The organism is Collinsella sp. WCA1-178-WT-3 (M1) (assembly GCF_009696325.1).
GTDB lineage: Bacteria > Actinomycetota > Coriobacteriia > Coriobacteriales > Coriobacteriaceae > Collinsella.
The window spans coordinates 19,641-43,458 of the sequence record NZ_VUME01000012.1 but is presented as its reverse complement, the minus strand read 5'-3'; the positions used below and the strand labels follow the sequence as shown (position 1 = coordinate 43,458).

Sequence of the window (23,818 nt, the reverse complement as noted above, 5' to 3'; positions counted from 1 at the left end):
GGGGCTCCTAATGGCTGGAATAGCAGGTGGTGTGGGCGGCGCGGAAGCGGCAGTGCTCGCGCATGCGGCAGATATTGCAGGTGGGGCGACTCTGGGCGTCGTGGACTTCGCCGTCAAACAGACCGATCACCGCGGTCACGCTCTTGGTGGGCATGAGCAGGCTGGTAGGTGTGACGGTAAGCCCGATGAGCCGCGTGGCGTTGAGTGTAGCCACGATTGAACGCTGAGCCGTAAGCGGGCAGTCGCCGTAGCCGGGACTGAAGCGCCAGTTACCGGCGAGTCCGTGTGCGGCGGCCGCAGCCTTGACCTGCTGGTCCATCTGCTCGACGGCAGCTTCCACATAGGCGGAGCACGCGGCATCGAGCACGGCTCCCTCTAGGGGCTGCTGGGCTCCCGTGGTGCGCAGGCGACGCTCGGCGTCCATGCCGAGGGTGCATGCCATGAGCGCGGCAAAGCGGGCGTCTTTGAGATGTCGATAGATATCGCGGCCGCGCAGCTCAACGTTGGTTCCAACCAGACGGATGCTGGGTTCTCCCTGCTCGTCCACGCCCATGGCATCGACGGCAAATACGCGGCGCACGCCACGGGGCTCAATGTCCAGCTCAAGGCGCTCGACCACAAGCTCAATACGTCGTGACAGCTCGGGCTCAATCTGCTGGCCGCCGTAACCCAGATACCGCAGCATTTCGGCACGATCGACGCGGGGATGGTGGGCATCATCGATACGGTAGAGCGCCGGCGACGCAAGGTCGGCCGGCACTTCACCAAAAGCTGTATCGATGTGCGGTTTTTCCATTACCCCAGGCGCTCCATAATGGTTGCGGCGATCGCAGGACGATTCATAGTGTACAGGTGCAGACCGTCGGCACCGTGCTCCTTAAGGTCGCAAAGCTGACGGGCGGCATAATCTACACCGGCTGCCTGCAGGCTCTCGGGGTCGTTCTCGTATTTGGCGAGAATCTTGATGACGGGGGAGGGCAGCGACGCGCCGCACATAAAGACCATGCGGCTGATCTGCGACTTGCCCATAAACGTCATGATGCCTGCGGTAATGGGCACAGTGATACCGGCCTTGTCGGCAAGCTCGCGAAAACGGTAGAAGCACTCGTTATCAAAAAAGAGCTGCGTCACAAAGAAGCTCGCGCCGGCGTCCTGTTTTTGCTTGAGATATTCGACCGAGAGGTTGAGATTCTCACAGGCAATGTGGCCCTCGGGGTAGGCTGCGGCGCCCACGCAAAAGCCGGCGTCGACGAGCTCAGGGATGAGGTCGCGGGCGTAGGCGTAGTCCGAGGCGGGCTTGTCATCCTCGTTCGCGCTGGCGGGAAGATCGCCACGCAGGGCCAGCACATTTTCTACGCCGGCGGAGCGGTATTCGTCGATCTTGGCAGCGATATCGGCATGCGTGCGGCCAACGCAGGTGAGGTGCGCCACCGAGGGCGTATCGAATTCGCTCGTAATCATATGCGCGATGGGGGCGGTGGTGGCGCCGTTGCCCGAGCCGCCGGCCGAGCAGGTGACCGAGACAAAGCTCGGCGAAAGCTTGCACAGATTGCCAGCCACCTCGCGAGCCGTGTCGAGGGTAAGCTCGCCCTTGGGCGGGAACATCTCAAACGAAACGGGCGTGGTGCCCTGGGATGCTGCCTGCTTAAAAACCTCGTCGACGCGCATATCGTGCTCCTTTAGATGCCTGGGTGCGATGTTTTGTTGCAAGGATTCTACAGCACCACTGCGCTAAGGTGGAGTTTCACTCGCTATTTGGGGATACCAATCGAAGATGTTTCGCTATCGGCATTCCCTATAACAGCGTAGCTAATTTGGAGCTTTTTTACCCCATCAACCAGGTACGCAGGGTAGTCTTTTTGGGACGGGGCTTTTTTAGCTACCCAATCCGGCGCCTCCAAAGCTTGAGACCATATTTAAATAGGGCAGCTAAAAAAGCCCCGTCCCAAAAAGACTACCCGTAAACCATGCGGAGAGGTCTGCAATTTATACAGTTGATTGGCCGTTGAGGGTGGCAACATCGCCGCGATGCGGTAACCTCATTGATTAGTTTCGCGACGGCAACATAACGGTAATGTCGCGGAAACACGGCGAGTCTAAGCTATGACTCGTTCGTTAGTAATCAACACCGCTTCTCACGCGGTGCCGATACGAAGGGAGTTCCGTATGGCCGAACTTACTGACCGCTTCGGGACCATGGTGTTCTCTGAGGAAGTCATGAAGGACTACCTCCCCAAGGACATTTGGAAGCGCCTTGCTGCAACCCTCGAGGACGGTGAGCCGCTCGACCTGGATGTGGCCAACGCCGTTGCCCATGCCATGAAGGTTTGGGCCATCTCCAAGGGCGCGACGCACTACGCGCACTGGTTCCAGCCGCTTTCGGGCATTACTTCCGAGAAGCACGACAGCTTCCTCGAACCCAACCACGACGGCACCGCTATTACCAAGTTTACGGGAAAGAACCTCATCCAGGGCGAGCCGGACGCCTCCAGCTTCCCCAACGGCGGCCTGCGTGCCACCTTCGAGGCCCGCGGCTATACCGCTTGGGATCCCACCAGCCCCGCCTTTATCAAGGACGATGTCCTGTGCATCCCCACGGCTTTCTGCTCCTACACGGGCGAGGCCCTGGACAAGAAGACCCCGCTGCTGCGCTCCATGACCGCGCTCTCGCGTGAGTCCAAGCGCGTTTTGGCGCTGTTTGGTAAGACCCCCAAGAAGGTCGTTCCTTCCGTGGGCGATGAGCAGGAGTACTTCCTGATCAAGAAGGACGCTTACCGCAAGCGCAGGGACCTGGTCATCACCGGCCGCACCCTCTTTGGTGCTGCTCCCTGCAAGGGCCAGGAGCTCGAGGAGCACTACTTTGGCGCTATCCGCCCCACCGTCTCGGCCTATATGAAGGACCTGGACGATGAGCTGTGGGCGCTTGGCATTCCCGCCAAGACCAAACACAACGAGGTCGCTCCCTGCCAGCATGAGCTCGCCCCCGTCTATGGCGAGGTCAACGAGGCCATCGACCAGAATCTGGTCATGATGGAGAAGATGAAGCTCATCGCCTCCCGCCACGATTTAGTCTGCCTGCTGCACGAGAAGCCCTTCGAGGGCATCAACGGTTCGGGCAAGCACAATAACTGGTCGCTTGGCACCGAGTCCGAGAATCTGCTCGATCCGGGCGACACCCCGCTCGACAACCTGCAGTTCATCGTCTTCCTCACCGCGGTGATCGAGGCCGTCGATAACTATCAGGAGCTCCTGCGTGCCTCCGTTGCCTCGGCCGGCAACGACCATCGTCTGGGCGCCAACGAGGCTCCTCCGGCGATTATGTCCATCTTCCTGGGCGACCAGCTTACCGAGGTCGTCGAGAAGATCATCGATGGCAAGGCTTCCGTCCATGCCACGCGCGGCGTGCTCGACCTGGGCGCCGATACCCTGCCCAAGCTGATGCAGGACAACACCGACCGCAACCGCACCTCTCCGTTCGCCTTCACCGGCAACAAGTTCGAGTTCCGTGCCTGCGGCTCCGAGCAGAACGTCTCCGACTCCAACCTGGTGCTCGATGCCGCCGTGGCCAAGTCGCTCAAGTCCTTCGCCGACGCACTCGAAGGTACGCCCGAGGATAAGTTCCAGGACGCCGCGCTCGAGTACTGTAAGAAGGTGCTGACCGATCACCAGCGCATCCTGTTCTCCGGCGACGGTTACTCCGACGAGTGGCCCATCGAGGCCGAGAAGCGCGGCCTTGCCAACAACAAGACCACGGCCGACGCTCTTCCCGCTTTTGTTTCCGATAAGGCTATCGCGCTCTTTGAGGAGACGGGCGTCCTGACCAAGGCCGAGGCTCAGTGCCGCTACGACTGCAAGCTCGAGAAGTACAACAAGCTCATGAACATCGAGGCTACCACGATGATTCGCGAGGCACGTCGTACCTATCGTCCGGTCATTACCGCCTATGCCACCAAGGTCGCTAAGGGCCTTGAGACAATTCGTGCCGCCGGTGCTGAGGCCGCCATGCAGTGCGAGCAGAACACGCTCAACAAGCTCTGCAACGGTATCACCGCCATCAACGACTCCATCAAGGCGCTCGACGCCGTGCATCAGAAGGCCGAGGCTCTCGATGGCCAGGAGCAGGCCAATGTGTATGCACACGAGGTTGTTCCCGCTATGGATACGCTGCGTGCCTCCGTGGATGCCATGGAGGAGATTGTGGCCGCCGACTACTGGCCGGTCCCGACCTACGATGACATTCTGTTCTACGTGTAGGGCATAGCCAACATATCGTCACGGTATTAAGCCGGGGTCCGCATCGCGCGGGCCCTGGCTTTTTGATTGCGAAGGACGCTTTGGAGTCCGTTTTGCCGCCGATTTGTCGGGGTCCGCACCCTGTCGGGTTCGAATCCCGGCGTTGGGGTAGAAAAAAGCCCGTCACCGCGGGGGTAACGGGCTTCTCGTTTTAAATGGTGCCCCCAGCGGGATATCCGCGTGCGGCTGGCGCCGCCCGCCTTCGCTGCGTCGCTTCGCTCCTTGCGTGCTGCGCTGGAAAACGCTCACGCGTTTCCTCAGCTCCGTACCCTGTCGGGTTCGAATCCCGACGTTGGGGTAGAAAAAAGCCCGTCACCGCGGGGGTAACGGGCTTCTCGTTTTAAATGGTGCCCCCAGCGGGATGTCCGCGTGCGGCTGGCGCCGCCCGCCTTCGCTGCGTCGCTTCGCTCCTTGCGTGCTGCGCTGGAAAACGCTTCGCGTTTCCTCAGCTCCGCACCCTGTCGGGTTCGAATCCCGACGTTGGGGTAGAAAAAAGCCCGTCACCGCGGGGGTAATGGGCTTCTCGTTTCAAATGGTGCCCCCAGCGGGATTCGAACCCGCGATATCCACCTTGAAAGGGTGGCGTCCTTGGCCGCTAGACGATGGGGACAGCGGGAAAGAGTATAGCAGACTTTTTTATCCGTTCACATATCGTTGGCAAACTGAAAAACCACCACACAGGAGCTGACTTTCTATCCCGATCTTCAAACATCTCAATCTGTAACATCTGGGCGGGCAAATCGGCTCTATCTGTTACAGATCGAGACAAAAGGCAGACGTCGGAACGAACATCTCATTCTGTAACAGTAAGACGACTTTTAACGGAATAGATGTTACAGATTGAGACAAACGGCTGGGATGGGTCAAAACCACCACAAAGGTGCCTGTCCCTTTGTGGTGGCGGGGCGTTAGGGGAGAAGCTTCATGGCGGCGTCGTGGGCGGCGTGCTCGTAGGTGTCGTCGAGGGGCTTGAGCGGCAGCAGGGCGGCGGCCTGCGCATCGCCACGGCGCTCGAGGGCATGGGCGATGAGCCAGTCGGTGAGCTCGGGGTTCTTGGGCAGTGCTGGTCCGTGTAGGTACGTGCCAATGACGCCCTTATAGATGAGGCCCTCAAAGCCATCGTCGCCGTTGTTGCCGGTGCCCGTGACGACAGACGTTCCAAGCGGCGTGGCATCAGCGTCCAAAAGCGTGCGGCCGCCGTGGTTCTCGAACCCCACAAAGGGCTCGGGTGCCAGGTCGGTCTTGACGGCGACGTTGCCTATCAGGCGGTCGGAGCCGCGCACGGTCTCGGCGGCGATGACATCTAGGCCCTCGATGCGATTCTCGCCCATATAGTACGAACGACCGAGCAGCTGATAGCTGCCGCAGATAGCGAGCAACGAGCCGCCGTCCTCAACATATGTCGCAACCTTGTCCTTTTGAGCGAGCAGCTCGTGTGCCACAGCCAACTGATCGCGGTCGGCACCGCCGCCCATCATGACGATGTCGGCGTCGGTAAGATCGAGCGTCTCGCCCATGCGGACCTCGTCCACGCGCGCGGGAATGCCGCGCCAGGCGCAGCGGCGCTCGAGGGCGATGACGTTGCCGCCGTCGCCATAGAGGTTGAGGGCATCGGGATACAGATAGACGATGCGCAGCGGGCGCGGAAGCTCGACCGGCGCAATATCGGTGGGGACGGCGCTGCCATCGGTGCGTGTTACGGCGCAGGAGGCAACCGAGCTCGCATCGGCGTCTTTAAGTCCGTCGAGCTCTTTGACCAGTGGCGGAAATGCCGTGTAATTGGCGACGGCGTAGAAGGTGTCATCGGCTGCCTCATCTGCCACGGCGCCGATCGCCTGCTCGATATTCGAGATGATGGCGGCGTCGATGCCGGCGTACTTCAGGCGCACCTGCATGTCGTGCGCGCGCGTACCCCCGGCAAAGGCGATAAGCCCTGGGGTATCGGCGATGCGCTCGAAGTCGACGTCGTAGATCCACGAGACATCGTGGCCGTCGGCGTCGTTGTCATTCAGGAAGAAGGCGCAGAGCCTGCCGCCTGCCGTTTTAATGGACTGGATCTGGCGATCGAAGCCTACGGGATTTTTGGCCAGGTTTGCCTCGACGGTACGGCCGGCAATCTCCCAGCGGCCCATGCGTCCGCCGGCGGGGACGTAGGCATCGAGCGTGGGCTGCAGATGCGCTGCGTCCACACCCAACTCGCGCGCCGCAAAGAAGGCGGCGGCAACGTTGTAGACCATGTACAGGCCGTTGTAGCGTGTGGCGATGTGCGTGGCGGGCGCTTTTGCCTCGGGTCCAAAGGCCAGGTCAAAGCCGTAGCCGTCGCAGCCGAGCTCAACGCCTGTCACGCGACGGACCAGCGCGGGGCGACTCCAACCGCACGAAGGACAATGATAGGCGCCGAGCTGGCCGTACTGAACATAGTCGTACTCTAACGGCGCGTTGCATTGCGAGCAAAAACGCGAGTCGCTAATGCGATCGGACTCGGTGCCCGTGGCGCCGTCGATGCCAAAGGCGATGCTCATATTGGGGACGCGTGCGGCGATCGAGGCGCAGAGCGGGTCGTCGGCGTTATAGATGAGCGTCGTTGCCGGCGAAAGCTCCAACGCGTGGGCTATGACGTCCTGGGTGTGGTCGATCTCGCCGTAGCGGTCCAGCTGGTCGCGGAACAGGTTGAGCAGCACAAAGTAGGTCGGCTTGAGCTTGGGCAAGACGCGCACCGTGTAGAGCTCGTCGCACTCAAAGACGCCTACGCGCTTGCTGCTGGCGGCACGCTTAAGATCGCTGCGGCCCTCGAGCAGGGCACCCACCACGCCCGGCTCCATGTTGTTGCCAGCGCGGTTGCATACCACGGTGGCGCCGCTGGCGGCAACGGCGTCGGCGATGAGGTTGGAGGTGGTGGTCTTACCGTTGGTGCCGGTGACCACCACGCTGCGGTCGACAAGGCTCGCGAGGTCGCTTAGCAGCTCGGGGTCGATCTTCATGGCGATGCGGCCGGGGAGTACGCCGCCCTGGCGCTTAAGGATGGAGCGCAGCCCCCAGCGGGCGATATCGCTCGAAGTGCAGGCGAGAGATGAGCGGAAGTTCATGAAGCCGTTCCTAACGTGAATGACATGGTCGTGGCGATCGTGCCGTTAAAAGCCATAACGGCGCGCAAATTCCTGGGCAAGCTGCGATACGTCTTCGCAAGCGTTGGCCCAGGGGGCAAAGTCGGGAGTATCCGAGATGATACCGTCGGCCTCCCAAACTGCCTGGTGCGAAAGGTCCCAGGGGTCGTGCGGCTCGGGCCGGCAGGGAAGGTACGGCGTCTGATACATGGGGTTCAGCAAAAAGAACGCGCCGCCCTCGCAGCGGTTGGCAAACTCACGCAGCGCGCGTGTCGCCGGGCGCATCTTGTTCGTTTTGAACAGCAGGATCGTGCGGGCGAGTAGGTACCAGGGGGAGTTCTCGAGGACATCGGCCCCCATCTGCTCCTCGAGCTGGTGGGCCAGGGCAAAAAAGCCGTCCTCGTCTTCCAGACGAGCGAGGGCGAGTAGCACGGTGCCGGCAGCTCGGGTGGGATAGCCTTCCGCCTTAAGAACACGGCGAGAATAGTTGACGGCAGCACGGTAGCGAGCGCTCGCCATGCACAGCTGCGAGATGGCCTCGAGCGTGTGGAGCCACCCGATAAGCGCCGGCTCGCTCACGGTGAGATCGGCCGCCGTCACGCCGTCTGCCAGCACCTTGTTGGTCCAGTAGTGCGGGGCCTCCATATCGAATCCGGGCACGCTTTGCCGTAAGTAATCGGCTGTGGTCGCCTCGAGCTTCATCAGGTCGCCCAGGCAGGCGTCGACGGGCGTGTCCGCCAAAATGATGGCAAGCAGCTGGGCATCTACCGCCAGCGCATCGACGCGGACGATCTTGAGCAGCTCATCGCGCATATCGTCGAACAGGCGGTTGCGCGTCTGCTCAAACTCCTCATCGCTGCCCATATCCTCGATACGATGGAGCTCGTCGAGCAGGTGGCGGTGAACACCGGCATAGGAAAGCAGTGCCTGGGCATGCTCGGTCTGCGCATACTTATGAGGGTTGACGCTCACGTCGTTATGGACAAGATCGCGTGCTGCATCGGTGAGTTCGGGGTGCGACGCAACGTAGGCGCGCTCCAGGTAGGCGGGGATGTAGACGCTCGGATCCATTAGAGGTCTCCTCCCTTAAACGGCAAGCCCTGCTCGGCCGCCCGCAGGATGCGCTCGTCGATCTGGGAACGCACGATATCGTTGGTGGCGACCCAGGCGGCAAAGCTGGCGTTGTCGGGGGCGCCCAAGCCCTCCTGCAGTACCGGCGTCGCTTCGGACAGCGCAAGGACAAGCTCGTCGGTGGAGCCCACGCCCACGTTGACGCGGGCATAGACGCCATCGGGAAACTCGGTTTGAAAGTAAAGCGCCTCGGCTGCGTGCGGGCACGAGCGCGCAAGGATGCGCAAGTAGTGTTCGGCGCCCTCGTAGTCCAGCTCGCGCCAGGCAGCGCTCATCAGCGCGATGAGCGTCCACGGGTCTAAGTCGCGTTCCGCGTCCTTGGGACGACGGCGCAGCGGCGTATTGGCGAGATAGGGGACGGAGTGGGCAGAGCGAAAGCGTTTGAGCTCCTCGGCGGGGTATTCGAGTTTTGCCATGGCGAGCATCGCAGTGTGGCGGACACCGGCCGGATCGTTGGGGGCAAAGTCCAGGCTGCGGTTTGCGGTTTCGAGCGACAGGCGGTAACGGCCGCTAATGAGGGCGCGCGACGCAAGGGCGGCAAGCCAGCGCAGGTAGGGGCGGCGTGTAAGGTCGCCTGCGGCCTCGCGCTCGTAGGGGTCCTGCGCCGAGGCGATCTTGAGTGCCAGGTCGTGCTCGACTTCATCGCGCTTGGATACCAAGTACTGTACGTACTCCTCGTTGGAGTTAGCGGTGAGGGCGGTCAACATGCGCTGAGCGTCCCAGTTGGTCGGGTCGAGTGCGGCTGCCTCGCGAAGCATGTTTTCGGCAGCGGTCTCTTCTTGCTCTGCCTGGGTATCGTCAGGGATAAAGGGAATGCGGTAGTCGACAGCCTCGACTACCTTGGCAATCAGATGTCCGGCGCGGTCGCGGTCGTGCACGATGAGCGGCGCGGGGTTGCGGGTGAATTGTTCCATCAGACGCTCTACGGCAGGGCCGTCGGTGAGCGGGATATTGTCGCGGCGCAAGGCCTCAAGAACGAGGCGATGGCAATCTTCTTGAATGGGATCGAATGCCATGGGGCCTCCTTTGCTGCGGTTAGGGTTCAAATGTCTCTATATAAGGTTCTAGTTTACCCGCATGAGGCACATTGGGAGTGCCGCACTTGGACATGCACCTTTGCACCACGAAGACGGATGTCGCACAAATGTCGGCACCTTGGACGACCGAGTGGTATCACGGTGCCGCAAACGGTCGATTTTTGGCGGCGAACGGTGTGTCTTTTGGAGGGGCACAGTCCTGCCCTGGATATGTGGTCAACCTTGATAAAACGTTTGCCCAGCTTGGGAGTATGAATGCCGCATAAGGGTCGTCAGGGATAGAAAAAACGTTTCATCATTGTCGGCTTTAAGTAAATAACTGACCAACCAGAACGGTAAAATAATGTTTGTCTGAGCGTTGAGACGTTTAGACATCGCGCATTGTCATCGCCGGCAACGCGCAAAACGGTCCTAACGGAGCCAATCGGGTGCTCCGTTATATACGCAAGTCTAAGAGGGGCTTGTTTAGGAGGCACAGTATGGGACGTTTTACCAATCCTCGCGATCTGTACTTTGGTGAGGGCGCTCGCCACGAGGTGAAGAACCTCAAGGGCAGCAAGGCCATCATCGTGACCGGCGGCGGCTCCATGCGCCGCGGCGGTTTTTTGCAGGACGTCGAGGCCGACCTCAAGGAGGCCGGTTTCGAGGTCAAGCTGTTCGAGGGCGTCGAGTCCGATCCGTCCGTCGAGACGGTCATGAAGGGCGCCGAGGCCATGACCGAGTTCCAGCCCGACTGGATTATCGCCATTGGCGGTGGCTCGCCCATCGATGCCGCTAAGGCTATGTGGCTGTTCTACGAGTATCCCGAGGAGACCTTCGAGGAGGCAGTCGTCCCGTTCTCCTTCCCGGAGCTCCGTCAGAAGGCTCACTTCTGCGCCATCTCCTCTACCTCCGGCACCGCTACCGAGGTCACCGCGTTCTCCGTCATCACCGACTACGCCAAGGGCATCAAGTACCCGCTGGCCGACTTCAACATCACCCCTGATGTCGCCATCGTCGACCCCGAGCTCACCTACACCATGCCCGCCAAGCTGTGCGCTCACACCGGTATGGACGCTCTGACTCACGCCATCGAGGCCTACGTTTCCACCGCTGGTTCCATGTACACCGACGCCAACGCCCTGCATGCTATCCGCGAGATCGTCGAGTGGCTGCCCAAGTCCTATCAGGGCGATCATGAGGCCCGCCAGCACATGCACGACGCCCAGTGCATCGCCGGCATCGCCTTCTCCTCGGGTCTGCTGGGCATTGTCCACTCCATGGCTCACAAGACCGGTGCCGCCTTTGAGGGCGACCACATCATCCACGGTTGCGCCAACGCCATGTACCTGGGCAAGGTCATCCAGTTCAACGCCAAGGACGCTCGCGCCAAGAGCCGCTACGCCTTCATCGCCAAGGAGATCCTGCACCTCGCCGGCGAGACCGAGGACGAGCTGGTCGAGGCCCTGGTCCAGGAGATTCGCGACCTCAACGACAAGCTCGACATCCCGCAGGGCATCAAGAACTACGGTGCCAAGGGCGTGAAGGCCGACGAGTCCATCATCGATTACGATGAGTTCGAGGCTAAGAAGCACGACGTTGCCGCCAACGCCATCCTCGACGCCTGCACGGGCTCCAACCCGCGCCAGCCGTCTCAGGAGGAGATGGAGCAGCTGCTCGAGTGCGTCTACACCGACACCCCGGTCACGTTCTAATCGGCACACATTGTTCTGATAAGGGTCTCGCGCTCTGTGCGCGGGACCCTTTTTGCTATGGTGCAATCTAACCTGTCCTCAATGCGCCAAGTTGCCACAAGGGGACAGGTGGCTTTGCACCAATCGTTGTTTGATGAAGGACGGATTCTCGTATGGCGCTTCCTATGGTTTATGGCGGTCCCGGCCGGTATGTTCAGGGGCCGGGCGAACTTTCGCGTCAGGGCAGATATTTGTCATGGTTGGGCTGCGCTGCCTATGTCTTGTTTGACCAGGGCACCGAGGATCGGCTGTGCAGGCAGATCGTCGATGGATTTCTGGACGAAGATCTAAGCGAGCCGTTCTTTAAGATTTATGACGGTCCGTGTACGGAAGAGGCCGTTATCGAAATGGCCAAGGAAGCCCAGGCTGAGTATTGCGACATGGTGGTGGGTATTGGCGGCGGCAAGATGCTCGATATCGCCAAGGCCGTTGCGTTTTATGCCGAGTTGCCGTTGTGCGTATGCCCCACGGCGGCTTCGATGGACGGTCCGTGCAGCGCGATTTCGGTGCTGTATCACGAGGATGGGTCGTTCGACCGCTATCTGATGCTCGAGAAGAATCCAGATTTGGTTGTGGTCGATACCAACGTGATTGCGGCGGCTCCGCTGCGTATGACGGTCGCTGGTATGGGCGACGCGCTGGCAACGTACTTCGAGGCGCGTTCGTGCGCCGCGGCGCACGGCGCCAACGAGCACGGTGGCGCGCCGGGACACTTTGCCCTGGTCGCGGCACGTGCCTGCTACGACACGCTCATGGAGTGTGGTGTCGCTGCCAAGCGCGATCTTAAAAAGGGTCGTATATCGCCGGCGGTTGAGCGCCTGGTCGAGTGCAATATCCTACTCTCGGGCGTCGGCTTTGAGAGCGGTGGCTTGGCGTTGGCGCATGCTATCGCCAACGGCCTGACGATTCTGCCCGAGTGCAAGGCCATGCACGGTGAGGCCGTGGCATTTGGCCTGGTGGTGCAGCTTCGTTTGGAGCGCGCGCCCGAGCTTGATCAGGTGCTCGAGTTTTGCCAGCGCGTGGGTCTGCCGACGACACTCGAGGAGCTGGGCCTTGGCGAGATTTCCGATGCCGACCTGCTGAGCGTTGCGGACGCAACTTTTAAGAACGAGCGCAATATGGCTAACGAACAGGCCAAGGTGACCAAACAAAAGCTCGTGCAGCTCATGTGCGGGGCATAGCTTGGCGCTTGATTGACCTTGTGCAATCGAGGCGGCGATAGGCCATAGGCTATTTGTCTCAAAGATGCGCCGCGTGTAATTTGCCCGAGGCGTGGGCCGATGGCGTATCATTATCTCTTGCTTGTTTGCACTGCTCAGGGAGGGGCCGCGCATGGCGCAGGAACACGATCTGTTTGATGACATTATCGAGATCAGCAAGGGTTTCGACTTTCTTAAAAACCCGCTTGGCGGTGTGACCGATGCGCTCGATCCGTCGGCGCCGCAGTGGAATCCCGCCGACTACAAGGAGCGTCCGCGCGGCAACACCATTCCGTGCCTGACCTGCAAAAACGAAAAGAGTGGCTGCTCCGCGTGCATGGATGTGTGCCCGGTCAACGCTATCGAGGTCGAGGAAGACTCCATCGAGATTCTCGACTCCTGCCGCAAGTGCGGCCTGTGCGCCGCTGCCTGTCCGACCGAGGCAATCATCTCGCCGCGCCTGGCGCCCAAAAACCTGTATGACGACATTGTCTCGGCGGCAACGAGCCACGAGACCGCCTACGTCACCTGCACGCGTGCCCTCAAGCGCATGCCGCGCGAGAACGAGGTCGTCGTTGCCTGCGTGGGCGATATTACGGCCGAGACCTGGTTCTCGGTACTGGCGGACTATCCCAACGTGAGTGTGTACCTTCCGCTGGGCGTGTGCGATAAATGCCGCAACACCGGCGGCGAGGATATCCTGGGCGAAGCGATTGCGAAGGCTGAGGAGTGGTCTGGCACGGGTATGGGCCTGGAGGTCGACCCCAAGAGCCTCAAGTGCCATAAGCTCCGCGAGTACGAGCGCAAGGAGTACATGGAAAAGATCGCCCGCACGACGGGCCTGACGGTGACCAAGCTCAACCCGGCGACGGCGGCGCTGGCCTCGGTGACGCAGAAGTTGAAGGCCCATCGCCATCAGATTACCCAGCTGGAGCGCACGCTCAACACCATGTGCGGCACCACGACGGCAAAGCGTCGCCGTTCGCTCACGCATGGGCGGCAGCTGGTGCTTTCGACACTGCAGAACCATCCCGAGCTTGCCCAGAACATGCAGGTGAGCACGCCGGAGTGCGATTTTGACAAGTGCACGTCGTGTGGCGAGTGCGTCAATGTATGCCCCACGTTCGCCTGCGATTTGGTGGGAAGCGGCCGCTTCGCGTTGGAGTCCACGTATTGCTTGGGCTGCGGTGCCTGTGTCAAGGTTTGTCCCGAACATGCGCTCAAGCTGGTCGAACACGATGCGTCCAACTTGGTTGTCGTCGACCCCGAAGCCGAGGAAAAGGCCGCTCAGAAGGCCAAAGCCCACGAAGAGGCCCAAAAGGTAAAAGCCGAGGCGAAGGCCAAGCTCGACAAGATGCTCGACCAGGTGGAGAAGCTCGCGGACTAGCCAGCTACCCCAATCTCTGCTTCATTTGCGCCGCCGCGGTGTCCGGATTCGCCCGGATGCTGTGGCGGCGCTATACTTATACAGTTTGAAGTACCTGTACCAAAAGGAGCTGTCGTGTCCCTTTCCATCGGTATCGTGGGCCTGCCCAACGTGGGCAAGTCGACGCTGTTCACCGCGCTTACCAAAAAGACCGGCCTTGCCGCCAACTACCCGTTCGCCACGATCGACCCCAACGTGGGTATCGTCGATGTGCCCGATAGCCGCCTGCAAAAGCTCGCCGACATTGTCAACCCTGGCCGCATTGTGCCGGCTACGGTCGAGTTTGTCGACATCGCGGGCCTGGTGAAGGGTGCCAACGAGGGCGAGGGCCTGGGCAACCAGTTCTTGGCAAACATTCGCGAGACCGACGCCATCTGCGAGGTCGTGCGCTACTTTAAGGATCCCAACGTCATGCGTGAGGTGGGTCGCACGGGCGAGTTCGTCGATCCCGCCGGCGATGCCGACACCATCATGACCGAGCTCATCCTGGCCGACATGGGCACGCTCGAAAAGCAGCTGCCTAAGCTCGAGAAGGAGGCCAAGCGCGACAAGGAGCTCATGCCCAAGTTTGAGGTCGCCAAGCGCCTGCTCGCCTGGCTCAACGAGGGCAAGCGCGCCGCGTCCATGGAGATGACCGACGAGGAGCGCGCCGCTGCGAAGGGCCTGTTCCTACTCACCATGAAGCCCATCTTGTATGTGGCCAACGTGGACGAGGACATGCTCAACGAGGAGCTGGCGCCCATCGATGGCGTCAAGCCACTGCCGATCTGCGCCAAGATCGAGGCCGAGCTTTCCGAGCTCGATCCCGAGGATGCGGCCGACTACCTGGAGAGCCTGGGCCTGGAGCAGCCCGGCCTGGACGTGCTCGCGCAGGCAGCCTACAAGCTGCTCGGTCTGCAGTCGTTCTTTACGGCTGGCGAGATGGAGGTCAAGGCCTGGACGGTGCGTCAGGGCGCGACCGCCCCGCAGGCCGCCGGTGTCATCCATACCGACTTTGAGCGCGGCTTTATTAAGGCCGAGGTCATTGGCTATGACGACTACATCGAGCTCGGTGGCGAGCAAGGCGCCAAGGCTGCAGGCAAGCTGCGCATCGAGGGCAAAGAGTATGTCATGGCCGATGGCGACGTCGTGCACTTCCGCTTTAACGTGTAAGGACAGCGAGCATGTTTAAATATGGAAAAAAAGCTGGCTACATGGGCATCGCGCTGCTGGTGCTTGCAGTGCTTCCGCTGGTGGTCGCAGCGTTTGTAATCCCCAACATTGGTCCCGAGGTGGCAACAAAGTTTAATGCCGCCGGTGAGGTGACGCGCTGGGGCAAGAGCTACGAGCTGCTGGCGCTGCCGGTGCTCAACCTGCTGCTGAGCGTGGCGACGTACTTTACGGCGGGACGCCAGGCTAAGAACAATGAGGACTCCGCCGCCATGGCACGCATCGTGTGCGAGCGCTACCTGCGAAACGGCTGCATCACGGGCGCATTCCTCAACGTAATTAACGTCTACTTTATGTATTCGGCGATTACCGGCACAGGCTTTGGCCTGGGCTTTTAGCTTGCGCCTTTAGGCAACGAGCCTGCAAGCATATTCGATGGCTGCTGCGAGGCCGCCGCTCGATCGTGGTTGAAAGACCACATCGGCGGCGGCCTCGTTTTCGTATCCGGCACCGCGAAGGCAGAGCGCGATACCGGCTTCCAAGAGAAGGGGCAGGCCACACTGGCTGGTTGCGATTACGGCAGCCTGATTGAGTGAGCAGCCGTGCGCTTGGCATTGGATGGCAAGTTCACCTTGCGCTGGGCAAGGGACCAAAACGGCGGCGACGCGACTTGATAGCAATGCAAATGCTGTGCGCTCATCGGGCGAAAGGCATTCTGCTTCAACGACGACGAGCTTGGGCGGTGCGCTGTTTGTGCGAAGCGTGGCTCGGTACATGCGGACCGAAGAACCCGACATAGAAAACTCCTGTATATTGGGCAAAACGTAAACTATAGTTTACGTTTTTGTTTTGCTCCATTTCAAACTCGTCTGCATGAACGAACATGCGAAACAGATTCTTGGCGAGCGAGTCGAGCGGACGCGCAAGGCCCTTGGTATCTCCAAGGTCGATTTTTGCGTGGCGGTTGGAATCAGCCGACCTTATCTCGATCAAATCGAAAACGGAACGGCAAACAGCACGCTCGAGATTTTATTTAAACTTGCGCCCGCGCTTGGCATGACGGTGTCAGAGCTCCTCGAGGGCATTGAGTAGGCGTTTTTGCTAGATTTGTCGTTTGCTGAACGGGTCCCCCCGACGGCGGCGTGCAAAAACCCGAGTATTCAGCATCCCTCAATAAATTGACAGCAACCGAAGGCGCAAATACGATGCTTGCTGTTTTGGATTATCCACAAAATACATTATTATGAGGAATAATTGACGCGTGGGACGAGCCTATCGAACCGAAAAGCGATTTACAGCTAGCGGTTTTAACGTTTCCGGAAGGGGCGGGTGCTGAAAACTCCGCTTTTTGCACGTTCCGAGAGGTACCACGTGCCCTACAAGGCCCAAAGAGGCGGATTTTGTTTTAGCTACACCATCGGGATGCGGTCATGGTTGACTTGGCTGTAGAACAGGCGCTGAATTTCGGCCGCATCACGTGACTGGCCGAGCGCCCACATGGTCTTGGCCACGAGCGTTTCGGTGGTCATATCGTCGCCGCGCAAAATACCCGGATGGTCGGCGTAGGCACGGCCGACCTCATAAACACCCAGATCGAGGCCCTCTTCGGGGACCTGTGTGGTCATAACGACGGTGCGACCCGAATCGACCCAGCGGAAAATCGCCTCCTGGAATGACTCGCCGGACTCGCCAAACTCGGGAATACCGCCAATGCCAAAGGTCTCCAGAATTACGGCGTCGTAGCTATCGGTCAGGGCGTCCAATATGCCTGGATTCACGCCGGGCGTGAGCTTAAGGACAAACACGCGCGGGTCGATACTGTCGTAGAAACGAACCGGGCTCTCATTCTGGTGGGTGCCGTGGAGCCCGTTGCGCACGATGCGGTCGTTGCGGATGTAGGCAATGGGCGGATAGTTGACGCTAATGAACGCGTTAAAGCTCATGGTGCGCTGCTTGCGAGCGCGCGTGCCGGCGATGGCCACACCGCCAAACACGATTGAGACGTCGTGCGAATGCTCGTCAAGCGCATAGAGCAGGCTCTGGTACAGATTGAGCTTGGCATCGGTAAAGGGGTTGCCCATGGGCTTTTGCGAGCCGGTGAGCACGATGGGCTTGGGGCTGTCCTGAATCAGGTAAGAAAGCGCCGCCGCGGTGTAGCTCATGGTGTCGGTGCCGTGCAGAATCACGAAGCCGTCGTGGTCGGCATAGCCCTCGACGATGACGTCGCGGATACGCATCCAGTCACTCGGACGCATATTGGTGCTGTCGATGTTCATGGGCTGCACGACGTCGAGCTCGCAGAGGCCCGAGATCTCGGGGACGCTCTGGGCGAGTTCCTCACCGGTCAGGGCGGGGGAGAGGCCGTTGCCGTCCTCGGTCGATGCGATGGTGCCGCCCGTGGCGATGAGAAGGATGCGCTTCATGTTGGTGTTCCTATCGTATTTGCCGCCCCAGAGGCGGAGTCGTTCGGCAGTATTGTGGCACAGGGTGTCCAATGTTCAAACGTATTACATCATCTGTAACGTTTGGTAACACTTCAATTGCCGTCAAATAGGGGCCCAGGTCGTGCGTTTGCCGTGCGCTGATGGCTGCGAGGGACGAGAAACCCCATATAACGTGTACACTATGAAAGTTATTCTCGTTTATTCGCGCGGGTGGGCACCGGCTCCCCGCCAACAAGAGGGGGAAACCATGGATCAAAAGGCTTCCGCAAAGGTCCTCGTACTCGACTTTGGTGCGCAGTACGGTCAGCTCATTGCCCGTCGCGTCCGCGACCTCAACGTGTATTCCGAGATTGTTCCCTGCGACATCTCGGCCGATGAGATTCGCGAGATGAACGCCTCTGCGCTCATCCTTTCCGGCGGCCCGGCCTCCGTGTATGCCGAGGACGCTCCGTCCATCGATCCTGCCATCTTTGACCTGGGCCTTCCCGTCCTGGGCTTCTGCTACGGCCATCAGATCACGGCCGTGACGCTCGGCGGCAAGGTCGGTCACTCAGAGGTGGGCGAGTACGGCCGCGCCACTATTACGCGCACTGCCGGCGCCAAGCTCTTTAACTCCACGCCCATGCAGCAAACCGTGTGGATGAGCCACCGCGACGCCGTGTCCGAGGTGCCCGAGGGCTTTACCGTTACCGCCAGCACCGACGTGTGCCCGGTTGCCGCCATGGAGTGCCCCGAGCGCAAGATTTTCACCACCCAGTTCCACCCCGAGGTCAAGCACTCCGAGTACGGTCAGCAGCTGCTGAGCAACTTCCTGTTTGAGATCTGCGGTCTGGAGCCCAACTGGAGCATGGACAACCTGGTCGAGACCATGACGGCCGAGTTCCGCGAGAAGGTCGGCGACGACCGCGTGATTCTGGCCCTGTCCGGTGGCGTCGACTCCTCCGTCGTGGCTGCGCTGGGCGCTCGCGCCGTGGGCAAGCAGATGACCTGTGTGTTCATCAACCACGGCCTGCTGCGCAAGGGCGAGCCCGAGCAGGTGGAGGAGGTCTTCACCAAGCAGTTCGATGTCGACTTTATCCACGTTCACGCCGAGGACCGTTATGCCGAGCTTCTGGCCGGCGTGACCGAGCCCGAGGAGAAGCGCCGCATCATCGGTACTCAGTTCTGGAAAGAGTTCTTCGCCGTGGCGCAGCAGCTCGAGACCGATGGCAAGCCGGTCAAGTACCTGGCTCAGGGCACCATCTACCCCGACATCATCGAGTCCGGCGCTCGCAAGACAGGCGGCAAGACGGCCACCATCAAGAGCCATCACAACCTGATCCCGTTCCCCGAGGGCGTACACTTCGACCTCATTGAGCCGCTTGATCACTTCTTTAAGGACGAGGTCCGCGCGCTTGGTCTGGCACTGGGCCTGCCGGGTCATATCGTGTTCCGTCAGCCTTTCCCGGGCCCGGGTCTGGCCATCCGCATCATCGGTGCGGTCGACAAGGAGAAGCTCGAGATCCTCAAAAACGCCGATGCCATCGTGCGCGAGGAGCTGGATGCCTACAACGAGCGCCTGTTTGAGCAGACCGGCGAGCGCAACTCTGAGCACAGCTGCTGGCAGTATTTCGCGGTCCTGCCCGACATCAAGTCCGTTGGCGTTATGGGCGACGAGCGCACCTATCAGCGCCCGATCATCCTGCGTGCCGTCGAATCCAGTGATGCCATGACCGCCGACTGGGCCAAGCTGCCCTACGAGGTGCTGGCCCGCATTTCCGGCCGCATCGTTGCCGAGGTTCCCGGCGCCAACCGCGTGTGCTACGACATCACGTCCAAGCCGCCCGCGACCATTGAGTGGGAATAGGAGAAAACTGGGAATAGAGTTCCCAATTTTAGTAGGAACAGCGTAATTAGGTACGCGAATGGGAAGGGGAGTCCCGCGGGACTCCCCTCTGTTTAGATCGAGAATTAGAACGGTAACGTCACGTATGCTTTATGCGTGCTTGCGTTTGCGATACGCGGCTAACGCGATGCCGACTGCGATCAGGGCTGCTGCACTGAAGCAGAGGGATGCCAGGAGTGCCATCTGGTTGTCACCGGTCCGAGGGATTGTTGAGTTGATGGGAGCGGAGTCGGCATTCTTCTCCCACTGGGCGTACAGGGTGGTGTCCTGGTCTGCGTTCTTCTTGGGGTCGAAGGCCTGCTTGCCTTCCTTGTCGTAGGTCCAGCCCTTGAAGGTGTAGCCTTCAGCGGTGGGAACATCGATAAGGGTGATGGGCTTGTCCTTCTCGGTCTGCTTGGTCACACTGTCGCCGTGGCCGTTCATGTCGAAGGTGACATCGACCATTTCGATGATGGGAGTGGAGGGAGCTTCCCAGACAGCCGTGAAAGTGATGTTTTCTTTAGCGGTGTATTCGCCTTTAAGGGGATCGGTGCCTTCGGAGCCCTTAGGAATCCAGCCAACGAATGTGTAGTCGCCGTCAGTGCCTAGATTGGGGAGTTCGACGATCTCGCCCTTGTTCACGGTTTTGGCCTCAGGTGCGGTCCCGAATTCGGATTCGAAGGAAACGGTGACCTTTTCCTTTTCGGTCCATTTGGCGTAGACGGTCATGCTTGTAGCGGCGGTGCCGTTGAACGAGGTGGTGAGGCTCTCATCGGTGAACCAGCCGCCGAAGTCATAGTCGGTATCGGTGGGCTCGGGCAGGGTGACGGACGTCCCCTTCTTGACCGTAATGGGGTCAATCTGGGCTCCGTGGCCTTTCATATCGAAGGTCACGGTGACGGTTTCGTGCATCAAATAAAGCTCTGCTTTAGTGAATCGGGTATTGGCATCCGAGCCTTCAATGGAAGATGCTCCGGTTTGGCCGCCATTAGGAATAGGTTCTGTAAATTTGGCGATTAATGTTTGTCCATCATTCGTTGTCAACTCAAGGACAGATGGGGAAATTGTATCTCCGCCGTTATTCGTGATATAGGCCTCCAGGTAATCGCTCGAGCTAGCTCGTATTATTGAAAGCGAAAGATTCAATCCATTATCGTCAGGAATAGAAGAACTTTCCGGCGTTAGGACTCTATTCCAGGTGGCAATGGGCCCTTCGCCTTCAGCCCAGGCGTAATTCTGGGCGCCGGAGAAGGTGAAAGCGCAAACGCCGACTATGGCTGCGAGAGTGAGGAAGAAAACCGTCCGGCGCCTGGCCAAGGTCTCTTTAACCTGTATCTTCATCGTATCCTCCAATTCAAGCGTGCGCTCCCTATTGCAACATTGCATTTCATGTTAACAGAGAATTATTTTCGGGCATGTCCCTTGCTCGGCTCGGGCTTGCTCTGGACGGGGATGCTTCGTGGTCTTGATGGGGTGGGTGCCTAATTCGAAGGAGGCAGAATCTGGTTTGGTGGTGCAGAAAAGTAACAAATATGATTTATTAGAGAGGTAATTACATTCAAACGACGCATAGCCAACAAAGACTCGGTTATTCTTTACCAAATCGAAAAAACGCAGCAACACACTGTACGTCGTGTTGCGTTTTACGTTGGTTCAATTCGATGCGATTGGAGCAGACATGAGCTTCATGGATTCCAAATTCTCCAAATGGGGAGAGGTCGCAACTGCAGTTCTCTCCCAATCGCTTGCGAAAAGATTTGCGAGGGTGATGCTGGCGGCAGTGCTGGCAGCATCTTTTCTGCCCGTCGCAGCTTTCGCTGATGGGGGCGGGGCGGTAAGCGATCCCGTTGGCAATGCATTCAAAGGCCCTGATAAGATTCAGTACGGCGTTGCTGCACAATATACCAATATAACATCAAGGTCTGAATATAAATGGGATTATATTCGTGACAATGACGGTGGAGATGTCACAATCTCGTATCTTGATAATCTTTATCCTAATCACAAGACCGTTTCTGTAATGGGAACTCAAGTCGGCCACGTGACCTTGGTGGTTTCGGGAGGTGATGTGGATGAGGAACGATTCGAAATCGAGATTACAAAGCGTAACGTAACTCTTAAGTCCACAAACGTCTCAAAAACCTATGACGGCGAACCTCTTGCCTGTCCCGTATCAGTTGATCCTGGTTTTGCTACGTTTGACGATGTTTATTGCATATCGACTAGTTCTCGGACCAATGTTGGCATAACGAATAATAATACGTTTGAGATAATATTTATTAAGGGTAGTCCCGACTCTTACAATATTACCAAGTTTGAAACAGGTATAGTGGAGATCACACCACGTCCGGTCACCCTGACCTCCGCGAGTGGTTCCAAGGAGTACGACGGCGAGCCCCTGACCAATCACAAGGTCACCGTTGGGGAGGCTGCCCGGGATACTGGTTGGGTCGATGGCCAAGGTGCCACCTATTCTTTCACCGGTTCGCAGAAGATCGTCGGCTCCTCCGAGAATGCATTCGAATGCATCCCCAACGAGGGAACCAATCTGGACAACTATCAGATCAACAAGACGTACGGAACCCTGACCGTTACCGACCGTAGCGAGAAGTACCAGATCACCCTCACTCCCAATTCCAAGTCCGTGACCTACGACGGCACCGAGAAGTCCGTATCCGGTTTCGAGACCCTGGAGTTCCAGATCAATGGTCAGACCTTCTACGTTTCCGGCGTTGAGGCTTCTGCAGCGGGCACCGATGCAGGCGAGTACCCTGTCAAGGTTTCCGGCCAAGCTGTCGTCATCGATTCCGACGGCAACGACGTGACCGACCAGTTCACCGTGAACATCGACGATGCCAAGCTGACCATCGTCGGGGTCGACTCCGATAAGTCTGCATCCAATCTCCCTCACACCGGCGATAGCGCCGCCCTCTATGCAATGGGCATCTGCGGCGTTGCGATCGCTGCCGGTGCTGGGGCGCTCTTCACGTTCAGAAAGCGCAACAACTATAAATAAGCACGGATACCATTGGTGCAGCTCCATTGAAATGAAGCGCTAAGATAATCAGCAAAGGGGCCTTCCCGTCTGGGAAGGCCCCAACTTTGTGCGCCGAGCATGGCATGTCAGAGAGCAAGCGTTTTGTTGAGGGGGTAAATTGCTTGCTAGCAGCCTCTGACCATGCTAAATCTGTCTACTATTCAAACAGAAAAACGAGCAGCTCAACATATTTTCCTGCAGAAAAGAATACGGCAGTGCACGCAACGCGGCCGGCCCCTTCCCTTCCTGCCGAAATCCCCACGCCTGCCATCCGCTTTTTCTATGCAAATATTCACAAAAACGCGAAAAAGGAATACAAATACCTTATCGATTATTTGAACGAGAAAGGGAACACAATGGGTAGACTCGAAGGCAAAGTTGCTATCGTAACGGGCTCCACCAGCGGTATTGGCATCGGTATTGCAAAGGTATACGCAGCCGAGGGCGCAACGGTTGTTATTAGTGGTCGTCGTGCCGAAAAAGGCCAAGTTGTAGTTGATCAAATTGTTGAAGCAGGCGGCAAGGCAAGCTTCCACTATTTCGACATTACCGAACCAGCAAGCATCGAAGCGCTTATTGCAGACACTGTAGAGCAATACGGCAAGCTCGATATTTTGGTAAACAATGCAGCAAACGTTGCCCTCAAGGACGGTCGTGTTGACGAGCTCACCCTTGAAATGTGGGACGCTATTTTGGAAAGCGACCTGCGCGGCACCTTCTATGCAACGAAGTGCGCTATCCCCTACATGAAAGAAATTGGTGGCGGCGCAATCGTCAACATTGGCTCTATGGCATCATGTGCAGGCGACTTAGGTTCTACCGCTTATGCATGCGCCAAGGCGGGCGTAGACATCTTCACGCAATACGTTGCCTTGCAATACGGCAAAGACAACATCCGCTGCAATTGCATCCGTCCAGGCTTGATTGTTACGCCAGAAAACGAGGCGAAGGTTCCTCAGATGCTCAAAGATATCTTCTTGGGTAGCATCATGGTTAACCGCTACGGTTGCCCAGAAGACATTGCTCATGCAGCCGTATATTTTGGCTCTGATGAAAGTACCTACACCACGGGACAGATCATCAACGTTGACGGCGGCATGAATTCGCACGCTCCAACCGTTGCTCAGTTCCGCCAGATGAATTCCCGCACGTGGTAATTCGTACAGGCGAATAGACCAGTACGAAAGCGCGAACGCGAGAATGCGGAAAGCGTGGACGCGTGAACGTGCTAGAGTGTGAAAGCGCGAAGGCGCGCAGGACTGAATGCGCGAAAGCACACCACGCACGCAAAAGATTTCTTGCAGATAGAATCTACATGGCCACCCTTTGCGGGTGGCCATGTTTTTTTGTGCAGGCAATCTGTTGGCTAAGGCTTATAGGACAAAACGTGTGTCCTGTTGG

At 58.8% G+C, this 23,818-nt stretch carries 17 protein-coding genes and 1 tRNA gene; 10 read left to right on the top strand and 8 right to left on the bottom strand.

Going from position 1 to position 23,818, the window contains the following annotated elements; all coding sequences use genetic code 11:
- Positions 1 to 7 precede the first annotated feature (7 nt).
- Positions 8 to 796, bottom strand: a complete 789-nt coding sequence (locus tag FYJ40_RS07540) for a hypothetical protein (RefSeq protein ID WP_154517967.1) — start codon at positions 794 to 796, stop codon at positions 8 to 10.
- Positions 796 to 1,668, bottom strand: coding sequence for a methylenetetrahydrofolate reductase (locus FYJ40_RS07535; RefSeq protein ID WP_154517964.1), 873 nt, complete (start codon positions 1,666 to 1,668; stop codon positions 796 to 798). The genes FYJ40_RS07540 and FYJ40_RS07535 overlap by 1 nt, the downstream gene beginning before the upstream one ends.
- Before the next feature lie 498 nt (positions 1,669 to 2,166).
- Here FYJ40_RS07535 and FYJ40_RS07530 point away from each other — a divergent pair, with 498 nt between their 5' ends.
- A complete protein-coding gene (locus tag FYJ40_RS07530) occupies positions 2,167 to 4,254 on the top strand; it encodes a glutamine synthetase III (protein ID WP_154517961.1) in 2,088 nt (695 codons plus the stop codon).
- Between the two features lie 572 nt (positions 4,255 to 4,826).
- Here the strand turns inward: FYJ40_RS07530 and FYJ40_RS07525 are convergent.
- From FYJ40_RS07525 to FYJ40_RS07505, 4 genes are all read right to left on the bottom strand, one after another.
- Positions 4,827 to 4,903 (bottom strand) — tRNA-Glu (locus tag FYJ40_RS07525).
- Positions 4,904 to 5,201: 298 nt separating this feature from the next.
- Positions 5,202 to 7,379, bottom strand: coding sequence for a MurT ligase domain-containing protein (locus FYJ40_RS09060; RefSeq protein WP_229770723.1), 2,178 nt, complete (start codon positions 7,377 to 7,379; stop codon positions 5,202 to 5,204).
- Between the two features lie 45 nt (positions 7,380 to 7,424).
- Positions 7,425 to 8,468 (bottom strand): hypothetical protein, encoded by a 1,044-nt coding sequence (locus tag FYJ40_RS07510; protein WP_154517958.1) that lies wholly within the window; start codon positions 8,466 to 8,468, stop codon positions 7,425 to 7,427.
- On the bottom strand, positions 8,468 to 9,544 hold the full coding sequence (locus FYJ40_RS07505; protein WP_154517956.1) for a hypothetical protein: 1,077 nt from the start codon (positions 9,542 to 9,544) through the stop codon (positions 8,468 to 8,470). Before FYJ40_RS07505 ends, FYJ40_RS07510 begins: the two co-directional genes overlap by 1 nt.
- A 500-nt stretch (positions 9,545 to 10,044) precedes the next feature.
- On the opposite strand from FYJ40_RS07505, the gene FYJ40_RS07500 reads away from it, so the two are divergent.
- The 6 genes from FYJ40_RS07500 (at position 10,045) to FYJ40_RS07475 (ending at position 16,164) form a co-directional block, all read left to right on the top strand.
- Positions 10,045 to 11,259, top strand: a complete 1,215-nt coding sequence (locus FYJ40_RS07500) for an iron-containing alcohol dehydrogenase (RefSeq protein WP_117794788.1) — start codon at positions 10,045 to 10,047, stop codon at positions 11,257 to 11,259.
- A gap of 152 nt (positions 11,260 to 11,411) precedes the next feature.
- The gene (locus tag FYJ40_RS07495; RefSeq protein WP_154517953.1) at positions 11,412 to 12,479 is read left to right on the top strand and encodes a glycerol dehydrogenase; all 1,068 of its coding nucleotides are present in this window, start codon (positions 11,412 to 11,414) and stop codon (positions 12,477 to 12,479) included.
- A gap of 151 nt (positions 12,480 to 12,630) precedes the next feature.
- The gene (locus FYJ40_RS07490; protein ID WP_154517950.1) at positions 12,631 to 13,884 is read left to right on the top strand and encodes a 4Fe-4S binding protein; all 1,254 of its coding nucleotides are present in this window, start codon (positions 12,631 to 12,633) and stop codon (positions 13,882 to 13,884) included.
- A gap of 114 nt (positions 13,885 to 13,998) precedes the next feature.
- A complete protein-coding gene (gene ychF, locus FYJ40_RS07485) occupies positions 13,999 to 15,075 on the top strand; it encodes a redox-regulated ATPase YchF (protein ID WP_370450661.1) in 1,077 nt (358 codons plus the stop codon).
- 11 nt (positions 15,076 to 15,086) lie between these two features.
- The gene (locus FYJ40_RS07480; RefSeq protein WP_154517947.1) at positions 15,087 to 15,470 is read left to right on the top strand and encodes a DUF1648 domain-containing protein; all 384 of its coding nucleotides are present in this window, start codon (positions 15,087 to 15,089) and stop codon (positions 15,468 to 15,470) included.
- 475 nt (positions 15,471 to 15,945) lie between these two features.
- Complete coding sequence (locus FYJ40_RS07475; protein ID WP_154517944.1) at positions 15,946 to 16,164, top strand: helix-turn-helix domain-containing protein; 219 nt, start codon at positions 15,946 to 15,948, stop codon at positions 16,162 to 16,164.
- 317 nt (positions 16,165 to 16,481) lie between these two features.
- On the opposite strand, the gene FYJ40_RS07470 is transcribed toward FYJ40_RS07475, so the two are convergent.
- Positions 16,482 to 17,495: an asparaginase gene (locus FYJ40_RS07470; RefSeq protein WP_154517941.1), complete on the bottom strand. Its 1,014-nt coding sequence runs from the start codon at positions 17,493 to 17,495 to the stop codon at positions 16,482 to 16,484.
- Positions 17,496 to 17,763: 268 nt separating this feature from the next.
- Between FYJ40_RS07470 and guaA the strand changes: the two genes are divergently transcribed.
- Positions 17,764 to 19,362: a glutamine-hydrolyzing GMP synthase gene (gene guaA, locus FYJ40_RS07465; protein ID WP_154517938.1), complete on the top strand. Its 1,599-nt coding sequence runs from the start codon at positions 17,764 to 17,766 to the stop codon at positions 19,360 to 19,362.
- Positions 19,363 to 19,491: 129 nt separating this feature from the next.
- Here guaA and FYJ40_RS07460 read toward each other — a convergent pair whose 3' ends face one another.
- On the bottom strand, positions 19,492 to 20,721 hold the full coding sequence (locus tag FYJ40_RS07460; RefSeq protein WP_195838609.1) for an InlB B-repeat-containing protein: 1,230 nt from the start codon (positions 20,719 to 20,721) through the stop codon (positions 19,492 to 19,494).
- 337 nt (positions 20,722 to 21,058) lie between these two features.
- Here FYJ40_RS07460 and FYJ40_RS07455 point away from each other — a divergent pair, with 337 nt between their 5' ends.
- Together FYJ40_RS07455 and FYJ40_RS07450 are read left to right on the top strand one after the other, a co-directional pair.
- Positions 21,059 to 22,396, top strand: coding sequence for an LPXTG cell wall anchor domain-containing protein (locus FYJ40_RS07455; protein WP_154517932.1), 1,338 nt, complete (start codon positions 21,059 to 21,061; stop codon positions 22,394 to 22,396).
- A gap of 104 nt (positions 22,397 to 22,500) precedes the next feature.
- Positions 22,501 to 23,574 (top strand): SDR family NAD(P)-dependent oxidoreductase, encoded by a 1,074-nt coding sequence (locus tag FYJ40_RS07450; RefSeq protein ID WP_229770722.1) that lies wholly within the window; start codon positions 22,501 to 22,503, stop codon positions 23,572 to 23,574.
- The last annotated feature ends 244 nt before the right edge of the window (positions 23,575 to 23,818 follow it).